Annotated in this window: 24 protein-coding genes and 1 tRNA gene; 5 read left to right on the top strand and 20 right to left on the bottom strand. The window is 38.2% G+C overall.

From position 1 onward, the window contains the following. Window positions 1-17 precede the first annotated feature (17 nt). The 4 genes from ACOKFD_RS09575 to ACOKFD_RS09590 all read left to right on the top strand — a co-directional run bounded on the left by ACOKFD_RS09575 (window position 18) and on the right by ACOKFD_RS09590 (window position 4,278). Window positions 18-1,331 (top strand): hydroxymethylglutaryl-CoA reductase, degradative, encoded by a 1,314-nt coding sequence (locus ACOKFD_RS09575; protein WP_422857724.1) that lies wholly within the window; start codon window positions 18-20, stop codon window positions 1,329-1,331. Next, the gene (locus ACOKFD_RS09580) at window positions 1,332-2,243 is read left to right on the top strand and encodes a GYDIA family GHMP kinase (RefSeq protein WP_422857725.1); all 912 of its coding nucleotides are present in this window, start codon (window positions 1,332-1,334) and stop codon (window positions 2,241-2,243) included. Between the two features lie 174 nt (window positions 2,244-2,417). Continuing rightward, entirely contained in the window at window positions 2,418-3,707 is a 1,290-nt protein-coding gene (locus tag ACOKFD_RS09585; protein WP_422857726.1) for a DUF2157 domain-containing protein, read from the top strand. Continuing rightward, window positions 3,697-4,278 (top strand): GDYXXLXY domain-containing protein, encoded by a 582-nt coding sequence (locus tag ACOKFD_RS09590; protein WP_422857727.1) that lies wholly within the window; start codon window positions 3,697-3,699, stop codon window positions 4,276-4,278. The genes ACOKFD_RS09585 and ACOKFD_RS09590 overlap by 11 nt, the downstream gene beginning before the upstream one ends. Before the next feature lie 58 nt (window positions 4,279-4,336). Here the strand turns inward: ACOKFD_RS09590 and ACOKFD_RS09595 are convergent, their stop codons facing one another. The 6 genes from ACOKFD_RS09595 to ACOKFD_RS09620 all read right to left on the bottom strand — a co-directional run bounded on the left by ACOKFD_RS09595 (window position 4,337) and on the right by ACOKFD_RS09620 (window position 12,063). After that, window positions 4,337-6,457, bottom strand: coding sequence for a peptidylprolyl isomerase (locus ACOKFD_RS09595; protein WP_422857728.1), 2,121 nt, complete (start codon window positions 6,455-6,457; stop codon window positions 4,337-4,339). A gap of 82 nt (window positions 6,458-6,539) precedes the next feature. Beyond that, window positions 6,540-7,829, bottom strand: coding sequence for a hemolysin family protein (locus tag ACOKFD_RS09600; RefSeq protein ID WP_422857729.1), 1,290 nt, complete (start codon window positions 7,827-7,829; stop codon window positions 6,540-6,542). A gap of 218 nt (window positions 7,830-8,047) precedes the next feature. Next, entirely contained in the window at window positions 8,048-8,653 is a 606-nt protein-coding gene (gene lptC / locus ACOKFD_RS09605; RefSeq protein WP_422857730.1) for an LPS export ABC transporter periplasmic protein LptC, read from the bottom strand. A gap of 1 nt (window position 8,654) precedes the next feature. After that, window positions 8,655-10,028, bottom strand: a complete 1,374-nt coding sequence (locus ACOKFD_RS09610) for a tetratricopeptide repeat protein (protein WP_422857731.1) — start codon at window positions 10,026-10,028, stop codon at window positions 8,655-8,657. Between the two features lie 40 nt (window positions 10,029-10,068). Then, window positions 10,069-11,334, bottom strand: a complete 1,266-nt coding sequence (locus ACOKFD_RS09615) for a hypothetical protein (protein WP_422857732.1) — start codon at window positions 11,332-11,334, stop codon at window positions 10,069-10,071. After that, window positions 11,335-12,063, bottom strand: a complete 729-nt coding sequence (locus ACOKFD_RS09620; protein ID WP_422857733.1) for a type III pantothenate kinase — start codon at window positions 12,061-12,063, stop codon at window positions 11,335-11,337. A 98-nt stretch (window positions 12,064-12,161) separates the two neighbouring features. Between ACOKFD_RS09620 and ACOKFD_RS09625 the strand changes: the two genes are divergently transcribed. After that, a tRNA-Phe gene (locus tag ACOKFD_RS09625) sits at window positions 12,162-12,234 on the top strand. A 50-nt stretch (window positions 12,235-12,284) separates the two neighbouring features. Here the strand turns inward: ACOKFD_RS09625 and ACOKFD_RS09630 are convergent. From ACOKFD_RS09630 to ACOKFD_RS09695, 14 genes are all read right to left on the bottom strand, one after another. Next, a complete protein-coding gene (locus ACOKFD_RS09630; protein WP_422857734.1) occupies window positions 12,285-12,995 on the bottom strand; it encodes a GNAT family N-acetyltransferase in 711 nt (236 codons plus the stop codon). Beyond that, window positions 12,992-13,951, bottom strand: a complete 960-nt coding sequence (locus ACOKFD_RS09635; RefSeq protein ID WP_422857735.1) for an NAD(P)H-dependent oxidoreductase — start codon at window positions 13,949-13,951, stop codon at window positions 12,992-12,994. Before ACOKFD_RS09635 ends, ACOKFD_RS09630 begins: the two co-directional genes overlap by 4 nt. Before the next feature lie 23 nt (window positions 13,952-13,974). After that, window positions 13,975-14,553: an NAD(P)H-dependent oxidoreductase gene (locus ACOKFD_RS09640; RefSeq protein WP_422857736.1), complete on the bottom strand. Its 579-nt coding sequence runs from the start codon at window positions 14,551-14,553 to the stop codon at window positions 13,975-13,977. Between the two features lie 11 nt (window positions 14,554-14,564). Further along, on the bottom strand, window positions 14,565-14,912 hold the full coding sequence (locus ACOKFD_RS09645) for a DUF983 domain-containing protein (protein ID WP_422857737.1): 348 nt from the start codon (window positions 14,910-14,912) through the stop codon (window positions 14,565-14,567). Window positions 14,913-14,923: 11 nt separating this feature from the next. Beyond that, entirely contained in the window at window positions 14,924-15,796 is an 873-nt protein-coding gene (locus ACOKFD_RS09650; protein WP_422857738.1) for an SDR family oxidoreductase, read from the bottom strand. A gap of 21 nt (window positions 15,797-15,817) precedes the next feature. Continuing rightward, entirely contained in the window at window positions 15,818-17,077 is a 1,260-nt protein-coding gene (locus ACOKFD_RS09655; RefSeq protein WP_422857739.1) for a serine hydrolase domain-containing protein, read from the bottom strand. 223 nt (window positions 17,078-17,300) lie between these two features. Then, window positions 17,301-18,863, bottom strand: a complete 1,563-nt coding sequence (locus tag ACOKFD_RS09660) for an amidohydrolase family protein (protein WP_422857740.1) — start codon at window positions 18,861-18,863, stop codon at window positions 17,301-17,303. Window positions 18,864-18,916: 53 nt separating this feature from the next. Further along, window positions 18,917-19,285 carry a nuclear transport factor 2 family protein gene (locus ACOKFD_RS09665; protein ID WP_422857741.1) on the bottom strand — a complete coding sequence of 123 codons (369 nt, stop codon included), beginning with the start codon at window positions 19,283-19,285 and terminating at the stop codon, window positions 18,917-18,919. Between the two features lie 18 nt (window positions 19,286-19,303). After that, entirely contained in the window at window positions 19,304-20,047 is a 744-nt protein-coding gene (locus tag ACOKFD_RS09670; RefSeq protein ID WP_422857742.1) for an SDR family NAD(P)-dependent oxidoreductase, read from the bottom strand. A 1-nt stretch (window position 20,048) separates the two neighbouring features. Next, window positions 20,049-20,246 carry a tautomerase family protein gene (locus ACOKFD_RS09675; RefSeq protein ID WP_422857743.1) on the bottom strand — a complete coding sequence of 66 codons (198 nt, stop codon included), beginning with the start codon at window positions 20,244-20,246 and terminating at the stop codon, window positions 20,049-20,051. Between the two features lie 233 nt (window positions 20,247-20,479). Continuing rightward, on the bottom strand, window positions 20,480-20,932 hold the full coding sequence (locus tag ACOKFD_RS09680) for a carboxymuconolactone decarboxylase family protein (protein WP_422857744.1): 453 nt from the start codon (window positions 20,930-20,932) through the stop codon (window positions 20,480-20,482). A 64-nt stretch (window positions 20,933-20,996) separates the two neighbouring features. After that, the gene (locus tag ACOKFD_RS09685) at window positions 20,997-21,578 is read right to left on the bottom strand and encodes a Crp/Fnr family transcriptional regulator (RefSeq protein WP_422857745.1); all 582 of its coding nucleotides are present in this window, start codon (window positions 21,576-21,578) and stop codon (window positions 20,997-20,999) included. Between the two features lie 104 nt (window positions 21,579-21,682). Further along, entirely contained in the window at window positions 21,683-22,246 is a 564-nt protein-coding gene (locus ACOKFD_RS09690) for a Crp/Fnr family transcriptional regulator (protein ID WP_422857746.1), read from the bottom strand. Window positions 22,247-22,288: 42 nt separating this feature from the next. Then, complete coding sequence (locus ACOKFD_RS09695; protein WP_422857747.1) at window positions 22,289-24,076, bottom strand: helix-turn-helix domain-containing protein; 1,788 nt, start codon at window positions 24,074-24,076, stop codon at window positions 22,289-22,291. Window positions 24,077-24,088 lie beyond the last annotated feature (12 nt).

A 24,088-nucleotide genomic window follows, 5' to 3' on the forward strand; every position in this document is an offset into this window, starting at 1 on the left:
CAGCAGAACCAAACCTTATGAAGACACCTGTTGAAGGATTTTCCAAATTTTCCAAAGAAGAAAAAATCCGGTGGATTGCCCAAAATTTTACCAAACACCCCAAAGAAACCGAGGAGCTGCTAAAACGGTATTGGAACTCAGATGGTAAAGTACAGAAGGTTCATGACGAATTTATAGAGAACACCATCTCCAATTATTACCTGCCCTTTGCCATAGCACCCAATTTTCTCATCAATGGGGAATATTATGCCATTCCCATGGCCATAGAAGAAAGTTCCGTAGTTGCGGCCGCGAGCAAGGCAGCAAAATTCTGGCTTTCGCGAGGAGGATTCAAAACTGAAGTACTCGGAACGGAAAAAGTGGGTCAAGTCCATTTTATGTACCAAGGTGATTTTTCAAAACTCTCCCAGTTTTTTTCTGAAATTAAACAAAACCTCCTAAGCAGCACTTCGGACATTACCGAAAGTATGGAAAAAAGAGGGGGAGGTATTACAAATATTGAACTTCGGGATAAAACCGATGCCATTCCCAGCTATTATCAGTTGCATTGCACCTTTGAAACCTTGGATGCCATGGGTGCCAACTTTATCAACTCCTGTTTGGAACAATTTGCAAGAACCTTAAAGGATAAGGCCAAAGGGTATTCTGATTTTACTGAAGATGAAAAGTCCATTGAAATTGTGATGAGCATCCTTTCCAACTACGTGCCAAATTGTGTGGTAAAAGCAGAGGTAAGTTGCCCTATTGAGGCCTTAAAAGAGGAAGGAATGCCCGCTAACGAATTTGCAAACAAAATGATACAAGCCGTTCAAATTGCAAAAGCAGAACCATTTAGGGCAGTTACCCATAACAAAGGTATTATGAACGGTATTGATGCTGTGGTACTTGCCACAGGAAACGATTTTCGGGCCATTGAGGCAGGGATTCATGCCTATGCAGCCAAGGAAGGTTCATATTCTAGCTTGACCCATGCTTCAATTGAAGATGACATTTTTAAATTTTGGATTGAAATTCCTTTGGCCTTAGGTACAGTTGGAGGGCTCACTTCTTTACATCCCTTGGTGAAATTGGCATTGGAAATCCTTCAAAATCCAACAGCAAAACAATTGATGCAGATTATTGCAGTCGCTGGATTGGCTCAAAACTTTGCGGCCCTACGCTCTTTGGTGACCACAGGTATCCAGAAAGGACATATGAAAATGCACTTGCTCAACATATTGAATCAGATGGGGGCCAATGATACCGAGAAAAAAGAATTGGTCCAGTACTTTAAAGAACGTACCGTGACCAATGCATCCGTTAAAGAGGCACTACAAAATCTTAGGTCTTAGATGCAGCAAGAGTTTTACAGTAATGGAAAATTATTGCTGTCCGCAGAATATGCCATTTTGGATGGTGCCCAGGGTTTGGCCATCCCTACCAAATACGGTCAGTCTTTATCTGTTAGAGATATTGAAAAACCGGTTCTACATTGGAAAAGTATAACCCATGATGGAACTGTTTGGTTTGAAGCTGAACTTTCAATTACTAATTTTTCAATTAACCGTTCCACAGATAGCGAAGTGGCCAAAACACTTCAAGGATTGCTGACTGAGGCAAGGAAACAGAACCCTAATTTCCTTGAAGAAGGTAATGGCGTTGAAGCTATCTCCCGTTTGACTTTTCCTAGGCATTGGGGACTGGGCAGTTCATCCACTCTTATAAACAACATTGCGCAATGGGCTAAAATAGATGCCTATCAACTGCTGTGGAATGCTTTTGGTGGAAGCGGATATGACATTGCTTGTGCCCAGTATAACACCCCTATTGTATACAGTGTTAGGAACAGACAGCCTATAGCTGAACCTGTTGCTTTTGATCCACCCTTTAAGGACTCTTTATACTTTGTATATCTCAACCAAAAACAGAGCAGTAAAAAAGCTATTGAAGCCTATCGCCAGCAATCTTTTGACAAAGACCAATTGATAATGGAAATCAATGGCATTACCAAAAAGATGGTAGGCTGTGATACTCTAAACGAATTCAAAATCCTTTTGGAAAAACATGAGACCCTACTTTCAAAAATATTGGGTCTGGAACCCGTAAAATCTAGACTTTTTCCAGAGTATCCAGGAGCAATTAAGAGTTTAGGCGCTTGGGGTGGAGATTTTGTATTGGTAAGCGGTGATGAAAACTCTATAGTATCTTTTAAAGAAAAAGGGTTTGGGACCATTCTCTCCTATAGTCAGATGACTCTTTCTTAGCATTGGTATCTACCAAGCTTTTTCCACAATTCATAAATTTAAACAGGTAGTTTATGAATTCATTAAATCCACAGTGCAACGGTTTCACTATATTTCCATAGAAAAAACTAACGCCTAATCCAACAAAACCCTTATTTAACACATGGGGTTGCTAGTTGACAATCTAATCAGAAAATGAGTGTTCTCAAAGATTTACAGGATTTAGTAGAAGCTAATGTCATTACAGAAGATATTGCCAATGACATTAAGGGGTATTATCAAACCAGAAATGAAAATCCATCCAATACCAATCGCCTTTTTATAGTCTTTGGCATATTGGGTGCCATTTTAGTAGGCCTGGGCATTATACTAATCATTGCACACAATTGGGATGAGCTTTCCAAACCCATAAAGACGTTTTTTGCGTTTTTACCCCTGTTGATTGGGCAATTTCTCTGCGGATACACTTTGTTCAAGAAAAAAGAGAATATGACGTGGCGGGAAAGCACCTCCACTTTTCTTTTTTTCGCCGTAGGGGCGAGTATCTCCTTAGTCAGTCAGATTTATAATATTCCTGGGGATTTGAGTTCCTTTTTATTAACGTGGATGTTAATCATTCTACCCATGATTTATCTAATGAGGTCCGGCAGTCTATCACTTTTAGTAATTGTTGGTCTTACTTACTATGCCTGCGAATCCAGTTACTGGTCTTACCCCTACGAGGATTCAAATTGGTATTGGCTGTTGTTAGTGGGGGTCTTACCATTCTATTATTTGCTTTTAAAAAATAAGGTTCAAAGTAATTTTACCATTTTCCATAATTGGATAATTCCTTTATCCTTAACCATTGTACTTGGAACTCTGGCGGACAAAACAGATGAGTTGATGTACGTGGCCTACTTTAGTCTCTTTGGGATATTCTATTTAATAGCAGACTTGAACCAGTTTCAGCAATTTAAAACAAGATTCAATGGATATAAGATTATTGGTTCCTTGGGCTCCTTGGTGCTATTATTTATTCTAAGTTTTGATTGGTTTTGGGAAGATTTGCAAAGAAAAAATCTCTCATTTGAGTGGATACTTTCTTCACAAGAGTTTTTCATCTCCAGTATTTTAACCTTAGTGGCAGTAGCCATGCTCTATTTCAATTTAAAAAACAAACCGTTGAGCAATATCAAACCCATGGCTCCCCTATTTTTGTTTTTTGTCCTCGCCTTTCTTTTAGGAATTTCTTTACCATTTTCGGTTATTCTGATAAACATCTATGTTTTTGTAATCGGTATACTGACCATACGAGAAGGGAGTAAAAGAAACCATTTGGGCATTCTTAACTACGGCCTTATTATCATCACCATATTAGTGGCTTGCAGATTTTTTGATACAGACTTGAGCTTTGTCATAAGAGGAATACTATTTGTTTCTGTTGGAGCTGGATTCTTCTTTGCAAATTATTTGATGCTTAAAAAAAGAATAAATGAACAGTAAAAACTTAGTCTTGCCTTTATTTATACTTGTCGCCTTGGCACAGCTTTATGTGCCAGCCAAGATGATATGGAACAATGAAGATGTATTAAAGACAGGAAAAGAATTTAAATTCAAAACCGCTCCCATTGACCCCAACGACCCATTTCGAGGGAAGTATATTGTACTAAATTTCAACAATACCAGAGTTCCAATTCCCAAAGACCATGATTGGACACGAGGAGAAGATATTTATGTTTCCATAAAAGAGGATGAAGAAGGTTTTGTTTCCATTCATTCCATTGCCAAGGAGAAACCTGAAGGAAAAACTGATTTTGTAAAGGCCAAAGTTGGTTTTATTACTTCACATAATAATAGTCAGCTAAATGTTGACTATCCTTTTGACCGTTTTTATATGGAAGAATTCAAAGCACCTGAGGCAGAAATTACCTATCGAGAGTCCCGAAGGGATACTACAAAAACCGCATATGCATTGGTAAGTGTAAAGCAAGGGGATGCCGTACTTAAAGATGTTTTGATAGATGGTGTCTCAATAAAGGAATTGGTAAATACGGTTCAAGAAGAGCCTAAGTAAATAAGGCTTATAAAAAAAGCCCCTTAAAAGGGGCTTTTTTAAATCGTTATCCATTCTACTAGTAAAACGTAGCCCGCTTATCTTCTATTTCAGCACCTTCTTTAAGCGCATTATATACATCTCCATTTACCCTAGTCGATGAACTTGTTTTTAAGTTCTGGGCATAGGTTGTAAAATTCTCCAACTCGGGAGCAGATTCTTTTTTGGTCACCTTTATCATGTAAATTCCTGTTTCACCTTGGATAAGTCCAGAAGTTGCATCTTGACCGAGGGCAAAAGCCGTACCCACAACCAATGGTTCTCTTCCAGCACCTGGTAATGTTGGTGACTTCATGGTCAAGGCGGTAGCCGTAGAGGCAACCACTCCATTATCGGATGCCAAGGCCTCCATGGATTTACCTTGGTTTGCACTCAATATTTGCTCTGCCTTTCGCTCTTTTCTAATTTTGGGTAGAGCAGTGGCCGAAGCATCTTCAGGAGTCATCAGGCCTTCTTTGTACTTTTTGGTTAACTGCACTACAGCATATCCGTTGTTTACATTGAAACGTTTGATGTCGCCTACTTTTGTGTCATCATTAAAAGCCCACTGTACGATACCACGTTGATTTGACAAACCTGGTAAATTTTCATCCAATTCTTTCACTTTGTTTACTGGACGAACCGTGTAGTTACTTTCACTTGCAATGCTTGAAAAAGATTCAGCTTCAGCATCCAAAGTAGCCATTTCAAATTTTGTAGCATCAGTAAACAAGGTGTTTATGGTTTCTTCTGAAGGTTCCACTTCACGGGTCAGTGTAGCTACTTGAATCACATCTTGCTTATCATCGACCTTAATGACATGGAAACCAAATTGGGTTTCAACCAAACCAATGGTGCCAACATCATTTCCAAAACAGAAATCATTGAACTCATCTGCCATAAGGCCTTCTTGGAAATATCCAAGGTCTCCACCTCTTGGTGCAGAAGGACCATCAGAATTATCACGAGCCAATGCCGTGAACTGGGCTCCTTCTTCCTTGGCATCCGCCAGAAGCTCGTTAGCTCTGGCCTCAGCTTCTTCTTTGGTCCTTGTTATGGATGGATTAGCCCGCTCAGCACCTTCGTAGGTTATAAGAATATGGCTCGCCTTTACTGAACCATTGGACTTTTTGTCCACCACCTTGCTCAATTTAAAAAAGTCACCATCCCGGTAGGGCCCATGGATTTCCCCTACGTTCATGGCCAATAAGGTGTCTGCAACAACAGCAGGCAAATCATTTTTAGCCTTATAAATAGTATCAAACTTGGTGTCAGAGTTCCTATCCAAGAAAGCTGCCAAATCCGTTGTATTTCTAAATCCTGGGATAGTATCTGTTGTATTGGTTTCTTGGATGTACTCCACAGAATCACTTAGCAAAGCAATAAGCTCATCCTCTTTTACCTTTTCATCAGCAGATGATGCTTTTTCCTCAAAGTATACAAAACGGATATCCCTTGCTTTCTCTTGTTTATACTCATCAGCATGTTCTTTTACGTAAGCTTCTATTTCACTCTTGGATACTTGTATGGTACTATCGGCAATTGAAGTAAACGGTACACGTACATATTGAATATCAACTTTATCATTGGCCATCTTATAGTCAAATTCACCTTCGGAAAGCGTAGCTCCCACACCTCCTCTAATAAGATTGAAGTAAATCTGCTCTTTGGCAGACTGGATGATGATTTCTTCTATACCTAACCAATCTTCATAACGAGCGGGATTATTAATGCTCCAATCTGCGATGGCAGTTCTGAAAACCTCTTCATTGAACACTCCATTTTCATCCAAGAAATCAGGAATCTGTGCATAACCAGAAGTTCTCACAAATTCTACAATTTGGTCGCTTTCTACATTAATGCCCAAATCTTCGAACTGTTGTCCTAAAAGAGCTTTTCTAACCTGTTGGTCATAAACTGTGTTCACCAGTTGCGTTGAAGGAAAGTTTGGTCCAAATCTTCTGGAAGCGCTTTCCACTTCTCTTCGGAAGTCATCTATAGAAATGCTTTCTCCATTGATTTCCGCTACTGCAGAACCTACTTTTGCCCCTCCAAAATCATTACTGGTAAAAACTCCTGAGATTACAAATGCGAACAAGGCCAAACCAATAATTAAAATTAGTACGGTAGTCCGTTTTCTGATATTCTCCAATATTGCCATTCTGCGCTAGTTTTCTATATTTCAGTGGGCGAAAATACCATTTTCTTTTCAAATTAGAAAGTTGGAAAAGGAGGGTAAGGTGTTAATCTTCAACGAGCACCTGAACGGTGACCAAATCAATTTTTGTATTAGATACTTCCAAAATGCGAAATATGAAATTATCCATCTTGATTTCTGAATCTTGTTCTGGAATTTCTGCAATGCCATTCATTATCAATCCGCCCAAAGTTTCATATTCTTCACTGTCCGGAAGTTCTAATTTGTAGTTTTCGTTGATGTAGTCCACTTCTAACCGAGCGGAAAACTTATATACGTTTTCACTCAACTGCTCTTCGTGCAAATCCGTAGAATCGTGTTCGTCTTCAATTTCACCAAATAGTTCTTCAATTATGTCTTCTACGGTCATAATTCCTGAAGTTCCCCCGTATTCATCCAAAACCACGGCCATACTTTTCCGTTTTTTGGTCAATACGTTTAGGATATCCTGTATGAGCATGGTCTCAGGAACAAATTCCACAGGCAATAGAATACTCTTGATAGTTTTTGGTTTTTTGAAAAGTTCGTAAGAATGAACATAGCCAATGATTTCATCAATACTCTCTTTATACACCAAGATTTTGGAATATCCGGTCTCGGTGAAGAGTTTGGTCAGATTCTTCGGAGTTTCATCCAAATCCACTGCCGTTATCTCCGTTCTTGGTACCATCACTTCCCGTGCTTTTACCGTGGAAAACTCTAAAGCATTCTGAAAAATTTGAATCTCGGAATCTACCTCATCCTCTTCCTCAACGGATTCCATCTGTTCAGTGATGTAATCCCCCAACTCCATTTTTGTGAAAGCTAATTGGACCTCGTCCCCTTCAGTCTTAAAAAATACCTTTAGAATAAAATCGGAAATTTTGATGACCATCCAAGAAAGCCCAGAGAACAGAAGATAAAAGAAGTATGCGGGTATGGCGAAAACCTTTAGTAAAGTATTGGAATAGATTTGAAAAAAGACTTTGGGCAAAAACTCGGCGGTAATCAGAATAATAAATGTGGAAATCAAGGTTTGAGTGAGTAGGCTGAAATCTGTCAAAAGCGCATCCAAAAACTGGTTTTGCGTAGGCATTAAGGTTTGAAACCAATCCATAAGCAAATCGCCCATAAAAAACCCATAAATAACCAGGGCTATATTGTTACCAATTAGCATGGTGGCGATAAATTTGGAAGGTTTTTGCGTGAGCCAACCGAGTACCTTGGCAAAAAAGCCTTCCTGCATTTTCTCCAATTCAATATGGATTTTATTCGCCGAAACAAAAGCGATTTCCATTCCCGAGAAAAACGCTGAGAAAAGCAGGGATAAAACAATAATCAATATGGGAGAATCCATATTAGAAAGTTACGGGTATTATTTGTTGTTCTTTTTTCTTTCTTCGAACTTTTTATAATAATGCCTTCTGAAAAAAAACATGAAAGCCGTCACCACTGCCAAAAAGATAAAAATGTAGGCACGATTTCGGTCTGTTTCCCAAAAATTAACCGCCATATATGCTGATAGAATGGCGATTACTAGGTTGATGTATATAGTGTACTTTAAATATTTTTCCATTATTTATCTTCTTCTTTGATGGTCATTAGCCCATAGGTTTTGTGAGCCTTAAAAAAACTAAAATCTCGATTGAAATCCATTCCCTCTCCATCCATAATGGTTCCATCAGCGGGATTGGTATAGGTAAATTTCTCTTCTGTGAATACCCAATTGTTCTTGCGATCAAAATACATCTGGGGTGCTTCCAATTTCTTTCCGTCGTGTGTTTTGATAACAACGTTTCCCTGTAGGTCAATTAAGTTGGTCTGTGTATACACAATACCATAGTCTGCGACAACCACGCTTTTTTGACCATTTTCATCAAAAAACTCAACCTGTAAGCCTTCTGGGAACGTCTTGTACTTGAAGAATTGATTGTCGTAGTCCTCAGACATGGGACTAGTAAGTATAGCAATAATTTTTGAGCTGGATTTATCCTCCGTGCCCACTTCTTCTTGGGTCCCTGAATAGACAAGGGTAAAACCTTGGGCCACACCTTGGGGAAATACAGGTTTTATGGCTTCCTCACCTATGCGTTCATAGTCGTCACCACAGGACATAAAAAGGATTGCCACGGTGAAAACCGTGGCAAAACTCTTAAAAATATTTTTAGAAATGGGTAACACCTTATAGGTTAGGAACTTTTACGCTTCCCCCCACCCAACAACTGAAAGTTACGGTCTTACCTGCCATACCAGAATTGAAAATCATTTCTTTGGTAGGTGCTTTTGCAGCATAACTAGCGGCAGATTTGTTAGCCCTTCCACTTAGTGATGGGTCAACTCTTCCTGCTTTTCTAGCCATTTCGGCAGCCTTCCAGTAAATAGCTCTTTTTTCGAATGGCGTAGTACCGCATGCATTAGCACTACCAGCATATAGATTAGCTATCAAAAGATAAGCTTTACCATTGGAAGCATTTGCATTGATTGCCTTTTGCGCATAGCTGCGAGCCTGAGACTTGCTGCTTCTACGTACGGTTGTTGCAATCTTATACAGAATATTGGATTTTCGGTATGGGTCCGTTTCCAATTCCACAGCCTTGTTAAAGTCGGCAATAGCTCCTTTATTATCTCCAGCTTTTTGTTTTAACGTACCTCCATATAGGTATGCATCTGCAGATGGGTCTAGAGCTAATTGTGCTTCAAACAATTTTTGGAACATTGGATCGTCTGTACATTCTTTGGAGAACATTCTACCAACGGCTCTTTTAACCCAATTTACATCTGTCTTTTTGGACTCAAAGCTCTTTTCATACAGTGGAATCAAGTTGCCACAATCTGCAAGGGCACCCAATTTAGAATCAATACTTGTAGCAATTTTACCATAGGATTGAGAATTGGTGGTATACGCCTTTAGACGTCTTTTCTCCTTGGAAGTCAAAGCGGTACCTGAATCTTCTTTAGCCAATAGCTTTTGAAGGGAACCAGTTAATTTCTTGTTTTCTTCTGCAACCTTTTCCGTGACATCATCATAAACATCAAAAACTTCTTGAAGTTCCTTTTTTCCTGAACCGTGTAAATCCACTAAGCTCGAAAAATATAGGTAAAGTGCTTTCGGGTTTTTGAAATTTTTTCTATCCTCTTTAAAGGCAGTACCCAATTCTGCGTAGATTTCATCATCAGAAACCATTTTGTTGTCAAACCTCAACAATACTTTGTCTATGATTACCTCAGCTTTGCTGTACTTATCTGGGAAGTATTTCAAACTGTTATCATACAGTTCAAGACAATCTTGAATGAAGCCATCTTTATCAGCTCCTGACGTATTCTTTATCTTATGCTTAAGGATTCTTTCTCCATAGGAAAAATTGGCCTTGTTAATATCTGGGCAGCTTTCATACACCATTTTCCATGGTTCGTATGCTGCATCATAATTTTTGACTTTAGCGTGTTCTGCGTAAATGGAAAGATTGGTCATGCACTCAGGATTTTGTGCTTGAGCCATACTTAAACCCATCGCCATGAGACCCGCAAACATCGTTAAGTAGAGTTTCTTCTTCATCTTACTAATTTTAAAGCGGTTAATGTACTAATTTTTTTTATTAATCTATCCTTCTTTTCTGGAACCAACGTGCATTTAACGAAAGTCCTACGCTTATATTAAGGTAATTTTCTTCAATCAAATTTGCTACTGTAGTCCCTCTCCTACCCAACTCAAAACCTAGGTTTACGTTAGAAAATGAATTAGGCAACGGAAAACCAAAGCCAAAATTTATGCCAAAGTCATTTATCTCGCTTCCATTCACTACTAAACCAGTTACATCATACTTGACTCCCGCTCGATAATTAATTCTTTTAAAATAGCTTGAAAGTGACTTATAATCAGGAATATAATACCCTCCAAAAGCAAGTCTACTGGCATCTTGGTAGGTCACATTATCCAATCCCAGAAAGTCATTGCTAAAGGAGCTGAATTCCTGAAAACTATATTCGCCCCCCAAAAACCATTTTTTATCCTGCCCAAATCCAAGACCAAAAGTAAATCGGGTTGGTACCTTAAGCTCTGTGTTTCTCAAGTTGGCGGCATCCAAATCCACATCAATCACCTCAATTTCCTGACCATTAGCCAAGGAAAAAGAGCCCAAGGTTTCCGCATTTTGTGACACTAGATTTGCTTGGGTATTCACCAACACTGAAGTGTATAGCGTATACTTATCCTTTATACGTGGAGTGTAATTAAGGGCGTAGTTAATATCGAATCCATTTATCCTGGATTCCCTACGGTCAAGAGTTCCAAATTGAACTCCTTCCACACTCTGTATTCTTTGATATTCCAAAGTTCCAAAATTGAAGTTCACCGTGGCACCCAAGCTAACGTTTTTCACAACCTCTCCCCCTAAAGAGACAAATACCCTGTTCAATCCTCCTTCTCCTGCAAAAACATTGGTAACCTCTTCTCCGTTATTAGTTGTGGCAATATTCTCCAAATTATAACCCACAGAGGACAACGGCATTAAACCAAAACCAAGTCCCATTTTAGGGGATAAAGGGAGTCCAATTGCTAAATATTCCAAATTGGTAACTGAACTGTTCTGCTCCTGCGTAAAATCTTCCAACCTAATTTCAGAATGGGATACTGCAGCAGTATATGTGGTTAACTTAAGTTTGGAGTATGCAGCGGGATTTTGAAGATTAATATGTATACTATCGCCATACATACTAATACCCCCCATCATGCGATTGTCAATCGAACTATTATTTCTAAGTTCCCCTATTCCAAAAGATGAATATGGTGATCTGGTTCCGTTTTGCGCAAAAAGACCATGCGCGACCATGCAGATACATGCAATCAAAAATTTCTTTACCATCTAGCTTTTGTTGTATTCCAGCAAGCAATTAAGCCCCTCCACGAGAAATTTAGAGTTCGCAAATATGGAATTTTTTAATCGTTTGACAAAAAATTGCGAGTCGCCACCTGTTAAAATAACTGTTAAATCTTGAAAACGAGCGCGGTACTGGCCAATTGTTCCATTCAGTTCATTTATCAAACCGTTGATTACCCCACTGTGCATGCAGGTTTCGGTAGAATTGCCCACAAAATCCAAAAGGTCTTCTGGAGCTAATAGGGGTAGTTTCTTCGTTTGTGTATGCATGGCTTTATACCGCATGTGAAGTCCTGGCGAAATGGCTCCCCCTATATACTCACCAGCATCGTTTATCATATCATAGGTAATACAGGTACCCATATCTATAATAAGAGCATTTCTTCTGGGGTATTGATAAAATGCGGCAGTAGCCAAAGCAATGCGGTCCATACCTAAGGTATGAGGAGTTGCATAGCTGTTCTTAAAGGGCACTTTGGAAGTATGTGAAAGCACATGCGCTTTACAAAAAAGAGCAAGAATCTCTTTTTCCTTGTTTTCCAACTTACCCACCGAAGAGATAATGGCATGCTCTATCTTAGGAAAGTTTTCAAAAACATCTTTGATTTTTGATAGGAATAGATTGGATTTCGAAGTTTCCAAATGCATCAGCCTACGATTCTCAAAAACTGCATACTTGGTAAGACTGTTTCCTATGTCAATAATAAGGTTCATATAACAAAACTAAAAAACCGTTTCCTTTTTTCGTGTTTTTGTTTGTATATCCTAATTTTGAAATTATATTTGCACCCGCCTTTGCAGAAGGCTGGAAAGGTACCTTAGCTCAGTTGGTAGAGCAACGGACTGAAAATCCGTGTGTCCCTGGTTCGATTCCTGGAGGTACCACAAAAAAACCGGCAAGTTGCCGGTTTTTTTGTTTCCGCAGATGTAATTCCCTAAATCTGGTAGGATTTTAAAAAGCCGTTTCCAAGAAAACCAAGCTTGTTGTAGATAGGTGACCCTAATTTTGAAGCCACCAAATGGACTTGCTCACTTTTATTTTTGATGGCATGATGCAATAAATGTGACGTCATTGCTTTGCCTAGACCCAAGCCTCTGAAGTCATTTTTTAATCCAATCATGTGAAGTCCAGAGTCTTTATTGGAATCTAAAAATAGGATACCACAACTTACGTAATCGTCTTTGTATTTGCCCATAAAAAGTTGCACCCTATTTGCCCCAAGGAGTCCAAAAAGAGAAGAAGGGTAAATGGTATATCCGAAAGCTTCTGAAGCAATATTGGCAAATAATTTAATTTCTTCTCGATTGCTGACTCTGTTAATACTTCTGGATGTTGAAAACGATGTGGAAGGTTTCAATAACAACGTCATTCCATCTACGACCGACCTCATTTGGAAACCATTTTTTTCCAGCTCTTTCCCAATTTTGTCCCCATCTTCCACAGCAACTGAATGAGGCATTCCTTTTAATTGGATTGTTTGCTTCAACAGTTTAACATTAAGACGCGACAAATCAAATATTCTGGAGGGCCAAGTAAAGTCTTCCGCCGAAATAGTGGAATAACCACCATAACGACGAAAGAAATTCCCAGCTTCACCAAGATATTTCCAAAATTCAAATTGGTGTGCTATTGCTTTTGATTTCATTGCTCGACAAGTTCAATGTTTGAAGCTTCAATCAACGCTGCGGAATCCTCATAAAAACGATACTCCTTAATCATGCCGTCCTCGACCAAGCACCATTGCACCCAATTACTATTGAACAATTTTCCTGAGCTTTTTACCAGATGCGAAAATGCACCCTTAGAAACCACCACATTTCCTTCAGCTTCATATAAGGTATCTACAGTAAAGTCTTTCGTCTCAAATAGGGTTACAATGTTTTCCAAGAATTGCTTTGCTTCTTCACGTGTTCGGTAAATTCCATGAAGTTGTTCAGTTGGACGTTCTTCTTCTTTTACACTGACAATGTAGCAGCTGGGGTGAAAAATGTTCAATACCCCCTCCAAATCACCGCTTTGAAATGCCTTAAAGTAGTTCTGCACAACTACTTTGTTGCTTTTTAATTCCGTACCCTCACCAATGAATGACTTAAATATGTTATTGACCAATTTACGTTCTTCTTCTTTTAAGATGCTATTGGTTGAAGTGTCGAAGTTTTCATTAAAACTGCCCAACGAATAGGTCCCCTTTAGAATTCCACCCCACAGGGGAACCAATTTGGCCAGTATGCCTAGATGCGTTTTTGCACCTGTAGCACCAGGCGAAGTACTCAGCAATAAAACTGGTTTGTCATTAAAGAAACGTTGGGTAATTACAGAAAGCCAATCAATTATATTTTTCAGAAAAGCTGAGGGTAATCCATTATGCTCAGGTGATGCAATGATAAATCCTTCGCTCTCCTCGAATATCTGATATAGGTCTTGAATCTGCTGAGGAATTCCATTTGATTGAATCTCCTGAGAATATATTGGGGCATCAAACTTTTTAAGGTCTATGAATCGAATATCATACTCAGAATACCTGTTAATTAATGATTGTACTAGTTTTTCATTGATGGAATCTGGATTGTTACTTCCAGAAAAAGCTACTATTTTTTTCATAATTCTTGTTTTATATTTTTAAACTATTTTAATTCTTCTCCAAGTTTGTTGACCAGCAGCATCCATTTTTTTCGCTGTCCTATGGTCGAACTTTTCACAGGACCCAAATACGTTGTCTTAACGGGTCGAATCCCGCAGAACTCCAAGACGCCTTTTTTCATTTGATTGATTACAGGTTTCCCCATGAAAAGACTGTGATACCAACTAACCGTATCTGATGTGATTACCATCCTGGAAGTCTTACCTTTCAAAAGTTTATCAGGAAATAACTTTCCTTTTTGATATTTAAATGTACTATTGGGCAAGAAGGTTCTATCAATAAATCCCTTCAATAGTGCTGGTAAACCGTACCACCACATGGGGAAAAACCAAACGATATGGTCTGCTTCTTTTATTTTTTGGATGGCCTCCTGCAAATCAGGTTCCAATTCGTAAGGAATCCTGTACCCATATTTCAAAATGGGGTCAAACTCCAATTCTATCAAATTGATGGTCTCAACTTGAGCTTCAACCATTTTAGCAGCTCTTCTATAGCTTTCGGCTAATGCCCAGTTAAAACTTTCTTTATCTGGGTGTCCATTGATTATCAATATTTTTTTCATTGTCCTTCTTATTAAATTCTCTTGAAAAGGTAAATCCAGATGGTTCTTGAAAGCCGCATGTTGAACGAGGAAAGTGCAACAAGCACTAGTGCTATCCAAATGACTATTCTTAAGTCAAACATGGCATCGTAGAATAACCTCCCAATAGCGTAGGTCAACAGGGCTTCGATAATACCCAAGGCATAGCTCACATACATCGCTCCGAAGAAAAAACCTGGTTCTTTTTCAAAAGAATAACCACAATGATTACATTTTTTGTTCATCTCAGGTTTACCCAATTTGAAATGCCAACCTTTTCTATTGTAAATATGTCCTTGGTGACAGTTGGGACATTTGCTTTCAAGAATGTTTAGTATCATGATTTCTGATTTCAAAGTGTTCGTGCGGTTTCAAAATAAAAGTCCCTAAGATGACGTTCTCCAAATCGCATGGCGACGCTATCATCAGCCATTAATGTCAAGAAAAACTCCAGTGGACCATACGTGCTTAACGGAGTGAACTTTCGCAATCCCCAAATGGTCAAACGTCTTATCCAATCAGGTAAATAGATAATCTGGGGAACCTTACCAACCGCATCAAACGCCAGCTCGGCTATTTCCGTCTGGGTCAGGATGTCTGGGCCACCCAAGCTTTTTTCCTGAGAAGGTTCGTTGATTAAGCTCAAGCACATTTTGGCCAAGTCTTCACCATGAATAGGGTTTAATAAGTGTTCTCCCTTTCCAAAAAGGAATACCTTGCCTTTTTTGGCCGTTGTCAAAAACTCCTTCATGTCTGAGAAGAAACCATTGGGACGAACAATCGTGTATTCCAATCCAGAAGCTTTCAACTCATCAACAAAAGCTTCTTTTGCCTCAAGAATCTTGAGATTTCGATGTTTGTCACCATTGATGGCCGATACATAGATGAACTTTCTTACCCCTGCTCTTTTTGCCTCATTCAGCAGGTTCATATTGGCTTGAAAATCCACATTCATATAGGTTAGACCATCTTTTTGCCTCGTAATTCCAATAGTTGAAATCACTGTGTCAATTCCATTACATAGCTGGAATAGACTTTGAGGTTTAGTTACTTCGGCTTGGACTATCTCTATCTTTTCAGATTCATATTTCTCCAACTTTTTTGGATTTCGGGCGATTAACTTGGCTGAAAGCCCTTTCTCAGCAATTGCCTCGGCAATGTATCCTCCGAGATATCCCGTGCTTCCTGCAAGTAGTATTTTTGGTGTTTTGCTTCCTTTCAACATGATGCTGATTTTTTTTAGTTCTTAATTGTTTGAAATAAATTCCTTTACTCCCAGAGAAATTTGTGTTTTCACGGTTTCCCATTTTGGGTCATTTTCAGAGAAGGTTCCGTCCATATTGGAAATGATAAAAAAACCTGAACTACCATCTGCCCTTACTTCTAAATGACTGGAAAACCCTAGACTATTGCCTCCCTGCATCCAACTGCCACCGTTCTTATACCAATACATACCGTGATTCTCTGCAAATGCAGATGGAACCGTGCCTACTGACAATTGTTCCGTGAAAAGCAATTCGTAGTACTCTTGACCGAAGAGTATATTGGATTGACCTTTAATTCCCATAGTCATATCCAACAGATATTGCCCTAAGTCGAGATTCGTGGTATGAATACTACCCTCTGGATACCCATGATTGCCGTAAAATGGTAGCGGAGTGTTTTTGTCCAGATAGGGAACTGCTTGCTCTTGCTGATTTACTTCAAGAACGTCAAAGGTTGATGCGTTCATTTGGAGCGGACGCAATACATATTCATCTACGTAAACAGCAAAATCGGTCTCGGTAGCGACTTCAATAACCAGCCCCATTAGTGCTGTTGCAACGTTGGAGTATGACCATGTCTCACCAGGATTAACAGCTATAAAATTGGAGCTTCCGTATAGTTCACCATCTTCAATGAAGTATTCTGACAGGTAATCGTCCAAAGCAATGGGTTCCGAAACTTCCAAACCAAGGCCGTCAGTTAAAATACTGGCTCCATTGGTGGTCATGTTTTGATTGGGAAGCACGAAATAATTGGCCACCAAATAGGTGTTTGGGTCGTCAACAATTCCAGAAGTATGTGTTACTAGATGCTTTACACGGATTATCGCATCTGTATTTTCCAAATTGATGATTTCTACTGGAAGGATGTCATTAATGGGAGTGTCCAAGGTAAAATAGCCTTGCTCAATGGCCTTTGCCGTGGCCGCCGCAACAAAAGTTTTACTTACAGAAGCAATGTTGATTACTGTCTCATTGCTAAAAGTTTTTTGCTTTTGAAGGTTTTCATATCCAAAAGCTTCCTGATAAATAAGTCCATTGTTCTTTGCAATAGAAACTGCAAATCCAGGCACTTCTTCTGTATCTAGAATAATTTCAAGGTACTTTGCCAAGTCAGCAGCAGTTTTTATACCCGTTGGTTCAGTTAATATTGGTTGTGAGCCGTCATCACTTGAGCATGATGTCAAGATGATAAAAAGTGTCAATAAAAGAAATCCGGTAATTTTTGAAATAGTTGTCATAACTGTTCGCTTTTTGATTATTAAATTTTTTGTTGGGACAAAATTGAATCAAAAGGCAAAGGCAGTCGTTCGGGAATGAAAACCCGAACCAACTATGAAATTCAGAACTTTTAAATGAGGATTAAGTAATTGATTAAAAACATTTTACAGCATCGAAGCCGAAATTCATGAAGACCATTTCTTACTCCACGCCAGGGTAACTATGAGATTTCGAACTTTTTAATCAATCTTTAAACTGTACTCTAATCAAAGGACTGTTTAAGAGACCGAAAAAAACTTTGATATTTAAATGATAGCTGGCAGCCATGGATTCTGTAAACTGTTTTAATTCATTTATTTTACCCGAATCGTAATAAAGACCATTAATAATAACCCCATCAATTTTTCTTGAATTAGTAATATTTTTCAACGGATTATCATTCAGGATTACCAAATCGGCAGCTTTTCCTATTTCTACGCTACCATACTTTCCATCTTTTTCAGCAAATCTTGCTGGAACTATCGTAGCACTTTGAAGTGCTTCAAGATTGGACAAACCGCTTTTTGTTAAATCTTCTAATTCATCATGTAAACTGAAGCCTGCAAAAACATAGGAATCGGTTACATCTGTTCCGGCCATAATGGGTACCCCAACATCATTGGCCAATCTAACTTGGGCTTTTGAGGCTTCATAAAAATGAGTGCTCAATTTAGCAATACCCATTGCTTGATTTCTTCTTGTATTATTTTTCAAATCAAAATCCCACCATAGCTTCTTCCTTACCATAGAAACATATTTTAGGTTTGGATTTTCTTGGAATGACGGGCGATGGGCATTTGCTTCAAACTTTAAGGTTTGTAGCGTAGGCACCCAATGAGCATCATAATCCCGCATTAACTCCATAAGTTCTATAGCTACCTCTGAATCAAAATCTTTAATCATTGATTTCTTGGATACGGAAAAATAACCCTTCCAATCTTTTGAAGTGCGTAAACTATCCGCATTGGGAAAGGCTTCGAACAAAAAAACACGTCCGTGCTCAAAGCTTTTTTGCCCCAACATAACAGCTTCTTTAAGAGGAACGAACATTGGTTTATGGCCTGCTAAATAAATATCATATTCGCGGGCTTTCAATGCCAATTGTCTATAAGATTCCGGTACTATTTGTTGATATACCTTAATAAAATCCACTTTTTCTTTTTGATAAAAGCGTAAAAGTGAGTCAGTATCCTCGGGCTTAAGGAGCTTAAAATATTCAGGGTATCCATCGGGAACAGAGGCGGCTCCATCCATCTGATAACTACTCTGTAAAACGTATCTAGGGGTTACTCGTTTATTATCGTTCAATTCATCGTTCCAAATCAAACGTTCCCTGCTACCTACCCAATAACTATCTTTTTCATTTAATTGACCAGACATATCCCGGACTCCCGTAACCCCATTTGCAATATAAAGGGGATGGTGCAACCACTCAGATTGTTGATTGGAATGGGTATGCATGTCCCATAAACCCGGAATTATGTATTTGCCGCTTCCATCAATTAATAAGGTATTAGGGTCATTAACTAGAATTTCTGAACTATCAATAGCTGCTATAACTCCTCCTTTAATTAACACATTCCTAGGTCCCAGAACGGTGCCAGTTTTCACATCAATAACCCAAATTGATTTTATTAGTAAACCGTCATGCTTTTGAGGAGGTGCAATATTTGGCAAGGGCCAAATTAAACCTATAACTACAAATAAGACTAGAACTGAAAGCAGCAAAAGAATAATCTTAAGAGATTTTAAAAGCTTCTTTTTCATTTTATCTGGATATAGTTAGCATGACGATTTACAGTAGCAATTGTGACCAACCGTTATGCTACATTGGAAAAAATCTTATTCACAATCTTCCAATCCCCATCAATTTTTGTCAGGGATAAGTAATCATAATAGTTAAAGCCTAACATAGGCAGGTGTACTTTTACCATAGCAACATTGCCTAAAATATCTATACCAATGGTTTCCATTCTAAAAGCTTCTTTCAAAGCACAAGGGCTTTGCCTATTTTTCACACCATCAATATATTCCCCTTTACTTTTTTTGTAGGGAACTCCGCTGATATCACCATAGATTATGGCATTGTTGGTAAAGCAAGATTCAAGCTTTTCAGTATCTCCATAAAAGATACCTTCGAAATAATTGGTTATAACCTGTTCTACTTTTTTGATATTCTCTTTATACATAATTTTCTGATTTTAATTTTAAACATTATGACCTATAGTATGGCCTCCTGCAATATTGATAGTTTCACCAGTTACAAAGTCTGAGTTAGCCAAATAGTAGGCAGCTTCTGCAACTTCACTAGCCTCCCCAATACGGTTCAACAAATGTAGTCCTGCTAAACTATCGGCATCTTCTATTCCCATTTTTCCTTGTAAAGGACTACGAATTATTCCAGGTGCTATAGTATTCACTTTTATGTTGTCCTTACCAAATTCAGCCGCCAATTGTCTGGTCAATGCATGGATAGCTCCCTTACTTGTCAAAGGGGCTGTTGCTGGAAAACCTCCAATAGCATGGTCGACCAAAACGGTTCCAATATTTATGATAGAGCCGCTTCGTTGTTTTACCATTTGGGTTACAGCTGCTTGGGAAGTGTAGTAAGTACCTTTTAAATTCACATTCCAAAAAAGGTCCAAGTCATTTTCTTCAACATCCAAAAAAGGTTTTGGTGAGAATACTCCAGCATTATTAATCAAAACATCTATGGACTTGAATTTTTCAATGGCCAATTCCACAAGTTTTTGCCCAGTCTCTTTTTTACTGATATCGCCTACTTCATATATCGCATTGGATGGTGAACCCAATTCTTTAAATGTTCTTTCCAGGTTTTCTTTTTTTGAAGAATTAAGTACAACGTTCATACCCTGTTCTAAAAAGTATTTCGCGATTTCTTTTCCTATTCCTGTGGAGGCTCCGGTAATTATTGCGGTTTTGTTTTTCATTTTACTGTTTTTTAAGTTCTGCATATTGTTCTGAATCTACTCCCCAGTTTTCAATCGATACTTCATCAATGACCACATGGGTAGTTTTAGGGTTCTTGTTCAATACATCAACCAACACTTGGGTTGTTCCCTTAATCAATTGACGTTTTTGCTCTTTGGTTACTCCTTCATCAGTAACCTTAATGTTAATAAATGGCATCTTTAAATGATTTAAATTTTATACTGCAAAGTTGAGGTGATGCAATGATGACATGAAGGACTTAAATCACTAATTAATAGTGATGTATATCACATTTATTCCTTTCTGAAGTGTATAAAAAGTAGTAGATTTCTCGCATCCCACTCATAATACCATTAGGCTTTACATAAACTAAAAAACGGCTCAAGTATGTACTTAAACCGTCTTTCATAACACCTCATTACTAGAATTACCTATTCGGCCACTTTATAGTTTCCTGCTTCAATTTGAAAGGTTTTCATCAATCGTGTCCAGGTATTTATCTGGGCAATTGTTAAGGTTAGTATTACGATTTCCCTTTTTTCAAAATAGTCTTTGATGACCTCGTAATCACTGTCGGCTATGGGTTTTCCGTTTAGTTTTGTGAGTATCTCGGCAAAGTGAAGAACGGCTCTTTCCCTATTTGTAAAGTACTTAGTCTCTTCCCAAACTATAAGTGAAGACAAACGAAGGTCAGTTTCTTCAAGGTTTTTTAGCTCTTTATGGTGCATATCAACACAATAGGCACAGCCGTTAATTTGGGCAACCCTTAAGCGCACCAGTTCTAATAATTTCATCTCGATTCCCGAGTTGTTGATGTAAGTCTCTAAATCCATCAATTTTCCCATCATTTCCTGAGGGATATCTTTAAATGATATTCGTTCCATTATTGTTTTATTTTAAACTCGGAACAAAGATATTTTTGGGAAAGACCAATGAAGTTAAGGTATCTTAAGAAAAACCCTTAGACCTTATTGTACTTAAATGTTCGGGGGTTATTTCCAAATAAGAAGCAATCATATATTGTGGTATCCGTTGGCTGAAATTGGGCAAGTTAGAAATGAATTCCTCATACCGACTTTTGCTATCCATATTGAGATAATATTCACTATGTTTTTGAATCGCTATGAGCCAATTTTCAGTTATTTTCCTAAAAATTCTCTCAAGCGTAGGAATATTTAAGAAGGCCTTTTCAAGTTCCGGCCTCCCAATTTGTAGAATGGTTGTATTTTCTAAAACTTGAATGTAACTTTTTGAAGGTATCCCGTTCTTGTAGCTGTCCCAATTAGTCAGCCACCAATTCTCTAATGCAAATTGGGTTATTTTCTCATTGCCCTTATCGTCAATGTGAAAAACCCTTGCCAATCCACTTACTATAAAATACTGATGCTTGCAGGTTTTTCCAGCTTCAAGTATAAATTCAGACTTTGAGAATGCTACTTTTTGTGTTAGATTAAAAAAATAGTCAATGTCTGAAATAGATATTTTCTCGTATCGCCTCAAATATTCGGCTAACTGTTCTTTCTCATTCATTCTTTCTTGATTTAAAGGAGCTTTTCAGTATCACTCATAGTTTTGTTGCAGGACGCGTCTAGTGTTTACTTAGAGTTTTATGCTTAACGACTCTAAAAATAAATCTAAGAACCAAGCCTGCTCAATGTTTCCCTTGAAACACCCAAATAGGAAGCGATGAGTTTTTTGGGGACACGCTGAAAAAGTTTGGGGTATTGCTCTAGTAACAAATCGTATCGTTCTTTGGCAGAATTTTTTAAGAGAGAGAGTATCCGGCTTTGTAGCGCTATTCTGCCTAACTTGCTTTTTTTTGCCCAAAAACGCTCCATTTTATGCATTTGCGCTGTCAACTTATCTCTGTTTTCAAATGAAATATACAACAGCTCACAGTCTTCCAAACAGTCAATATAAATTTTTGAAGGAACTTGTTTCACAAAGGATTCATAATCAGTAATCCAATAGTTTTCCATAGCAAACCGCAATATATGCTCCTTGCCATTATCATCAAGGAAATAACTTTTAGTGCACCCTTTGATAATCCAATACTCTTTATTAACGTATTCACCTTCTTGAACTAGGAATTGATGCTTGCGTCTAGTGACCTGTTCAAAATGCTCTAAGACAAACTCGAATTCCTCATCGGTAAGACTTATGATTTCTTCTATATGACTTCGTAGTGGATGTTTCATTCGATAGTTATTACCATACTGAGTATTCCTAAAAAGACCAAATCAATGATTCGCTTGCACCCATTTTTTTGGAGTTACACCCAACACTTTTTTAAAATACGTATTAAATACTGTTTTGGAATTAAATCCACTTTCATAGGCCAATCCTAATAAAGTCAAATGACGGTTTTCAGATAATACCGCAATCTTTTGAAAGTGTTTTAATCTACGGCTGTTAACCAGTTCATTGAAATTAGTTTGTAATTGGTCATTGATGTACTTGGACAGTGTATTTGGATGTACGTTCATTTTTTCAGCAAGTGACCTTAATGACAAACCAGCATCCAAGAATGCTTCTTCTTTATCCAATAACTGGAGTAGTATTGGATTCAACAGCTCCAATTCAGTTTTGGAAACACTTTCTTTTGACTCAGATTTATGAGCATTGTCTGGATTGGTCAACAATTGAACATTGTCAAAAAGATGCGTTTTTAATTGCTGGAATTTTGAATTACCTCGAATAGGTTCTAAAAAGGGGTCAAATTGAAAATTCACAAATTGTCCAACCCTATTAAGAATCATTTCCTCAAATAGGATAAGCGCCCTTTCCGTTTGGTTTGTGTGAACCAGATAATAGAAGTCCCAGGCAAACATCATGTTGTAATCTTCACGATACTTGGTCGCATCGAATTCAAATTGAACACTCTCATTTATTGAGGAATAAATTGCCTGGATAAAGAAAAGAACGTTATCATCCAAAAAATTGGAAGCGTATTCAAAAAGGGTATCTTTTTCATTCAGGAACAATAAGCATGCGAGTTTGAGATGTCTACTCAAATCAAAACTTGGGTCTCGTTCCAACGATTTTTCAAAATACACTAGAGCCTGTTCATAATTGCCCATCAAGTAATGAATATTCCCAGTTGTATAACAATGATTAGGAGATAGTGGGTTAATTTTAAGAATCTGCTCGGTTTCTATTAGAGCCTCGTTAAATAACCCAATGGCCGTATACAGTTCTGCCAATGCCTCACGACCTTCAGAGAAATATTGATTTTCTTCAAAGCACTCCATGAGTTGGGCATACCCTTTATCAAATTCCCAATTGCCCCAGAAACTAATAGTTGCTTCGGTAAAGTGCCCCAAGTAAGAATTGGGATTCATTTTCATACCCTTTTGCACATAATAATTGGCCTTTTTCAGGCCATCAGTCCTATCGATATGGGCCCAACTTGCTATAATAGCGTAACACCAACCTATGGCAATAAGAGGTTCCGCATAGGATGGGTCTTCCTCAGCACTACGTTCATAGTACCCAATGGCCTTTTCCATATTTACCAGATTCCAGGTAAGTTGATAGTACCTCCCTTTTAAGTACCATTGATATGCGGAAAAGTTATTAGTTTGGATTTCAGACAAGGAATCTTCAATTTCCAAGTGTCCAAAATTTTCTCTGATTTTGTCAGCTATCAATAGACTTACTTCGTCCTGGAGCTCAAAAACATCATTTAATTTTCTATCAAATTTATCCGACCACAACAAAAAACCATTATCCGTTCTGGTCAACTGGGCGGTTATTCGAATACGTTCTTTGAAAATGCGTACGCTACCTTCTACGGCATTGGTCACTCCCAACTCGTTTCCAATCAAACGGATGTCGGTAGGCTTGCCTTTAAACGCAAATGCAGAGGTCCGGGCCGTGACCTTTAGCCCATCTATTTTGGAAAGCGCATTTATGATTTCTTCAGTGATACCATCTGAAAAATACTCGTAAGAGTCGTCACCACTTAGATTTTTAAATGGTAAAACCACTAAAGATTTTTCTGTTGTTAAAGAAGTTTGGTTGGACAATTTCAAAAACTT

Source organism: Flagellimonas ulvae (assembly GCF_049333175.1).
Taxonomy (GTDB): Bacteria; Bacteroidota; Bacteroidia; order Flavobacteriales; family Flavobacteriaceae; genus Flagellimonas.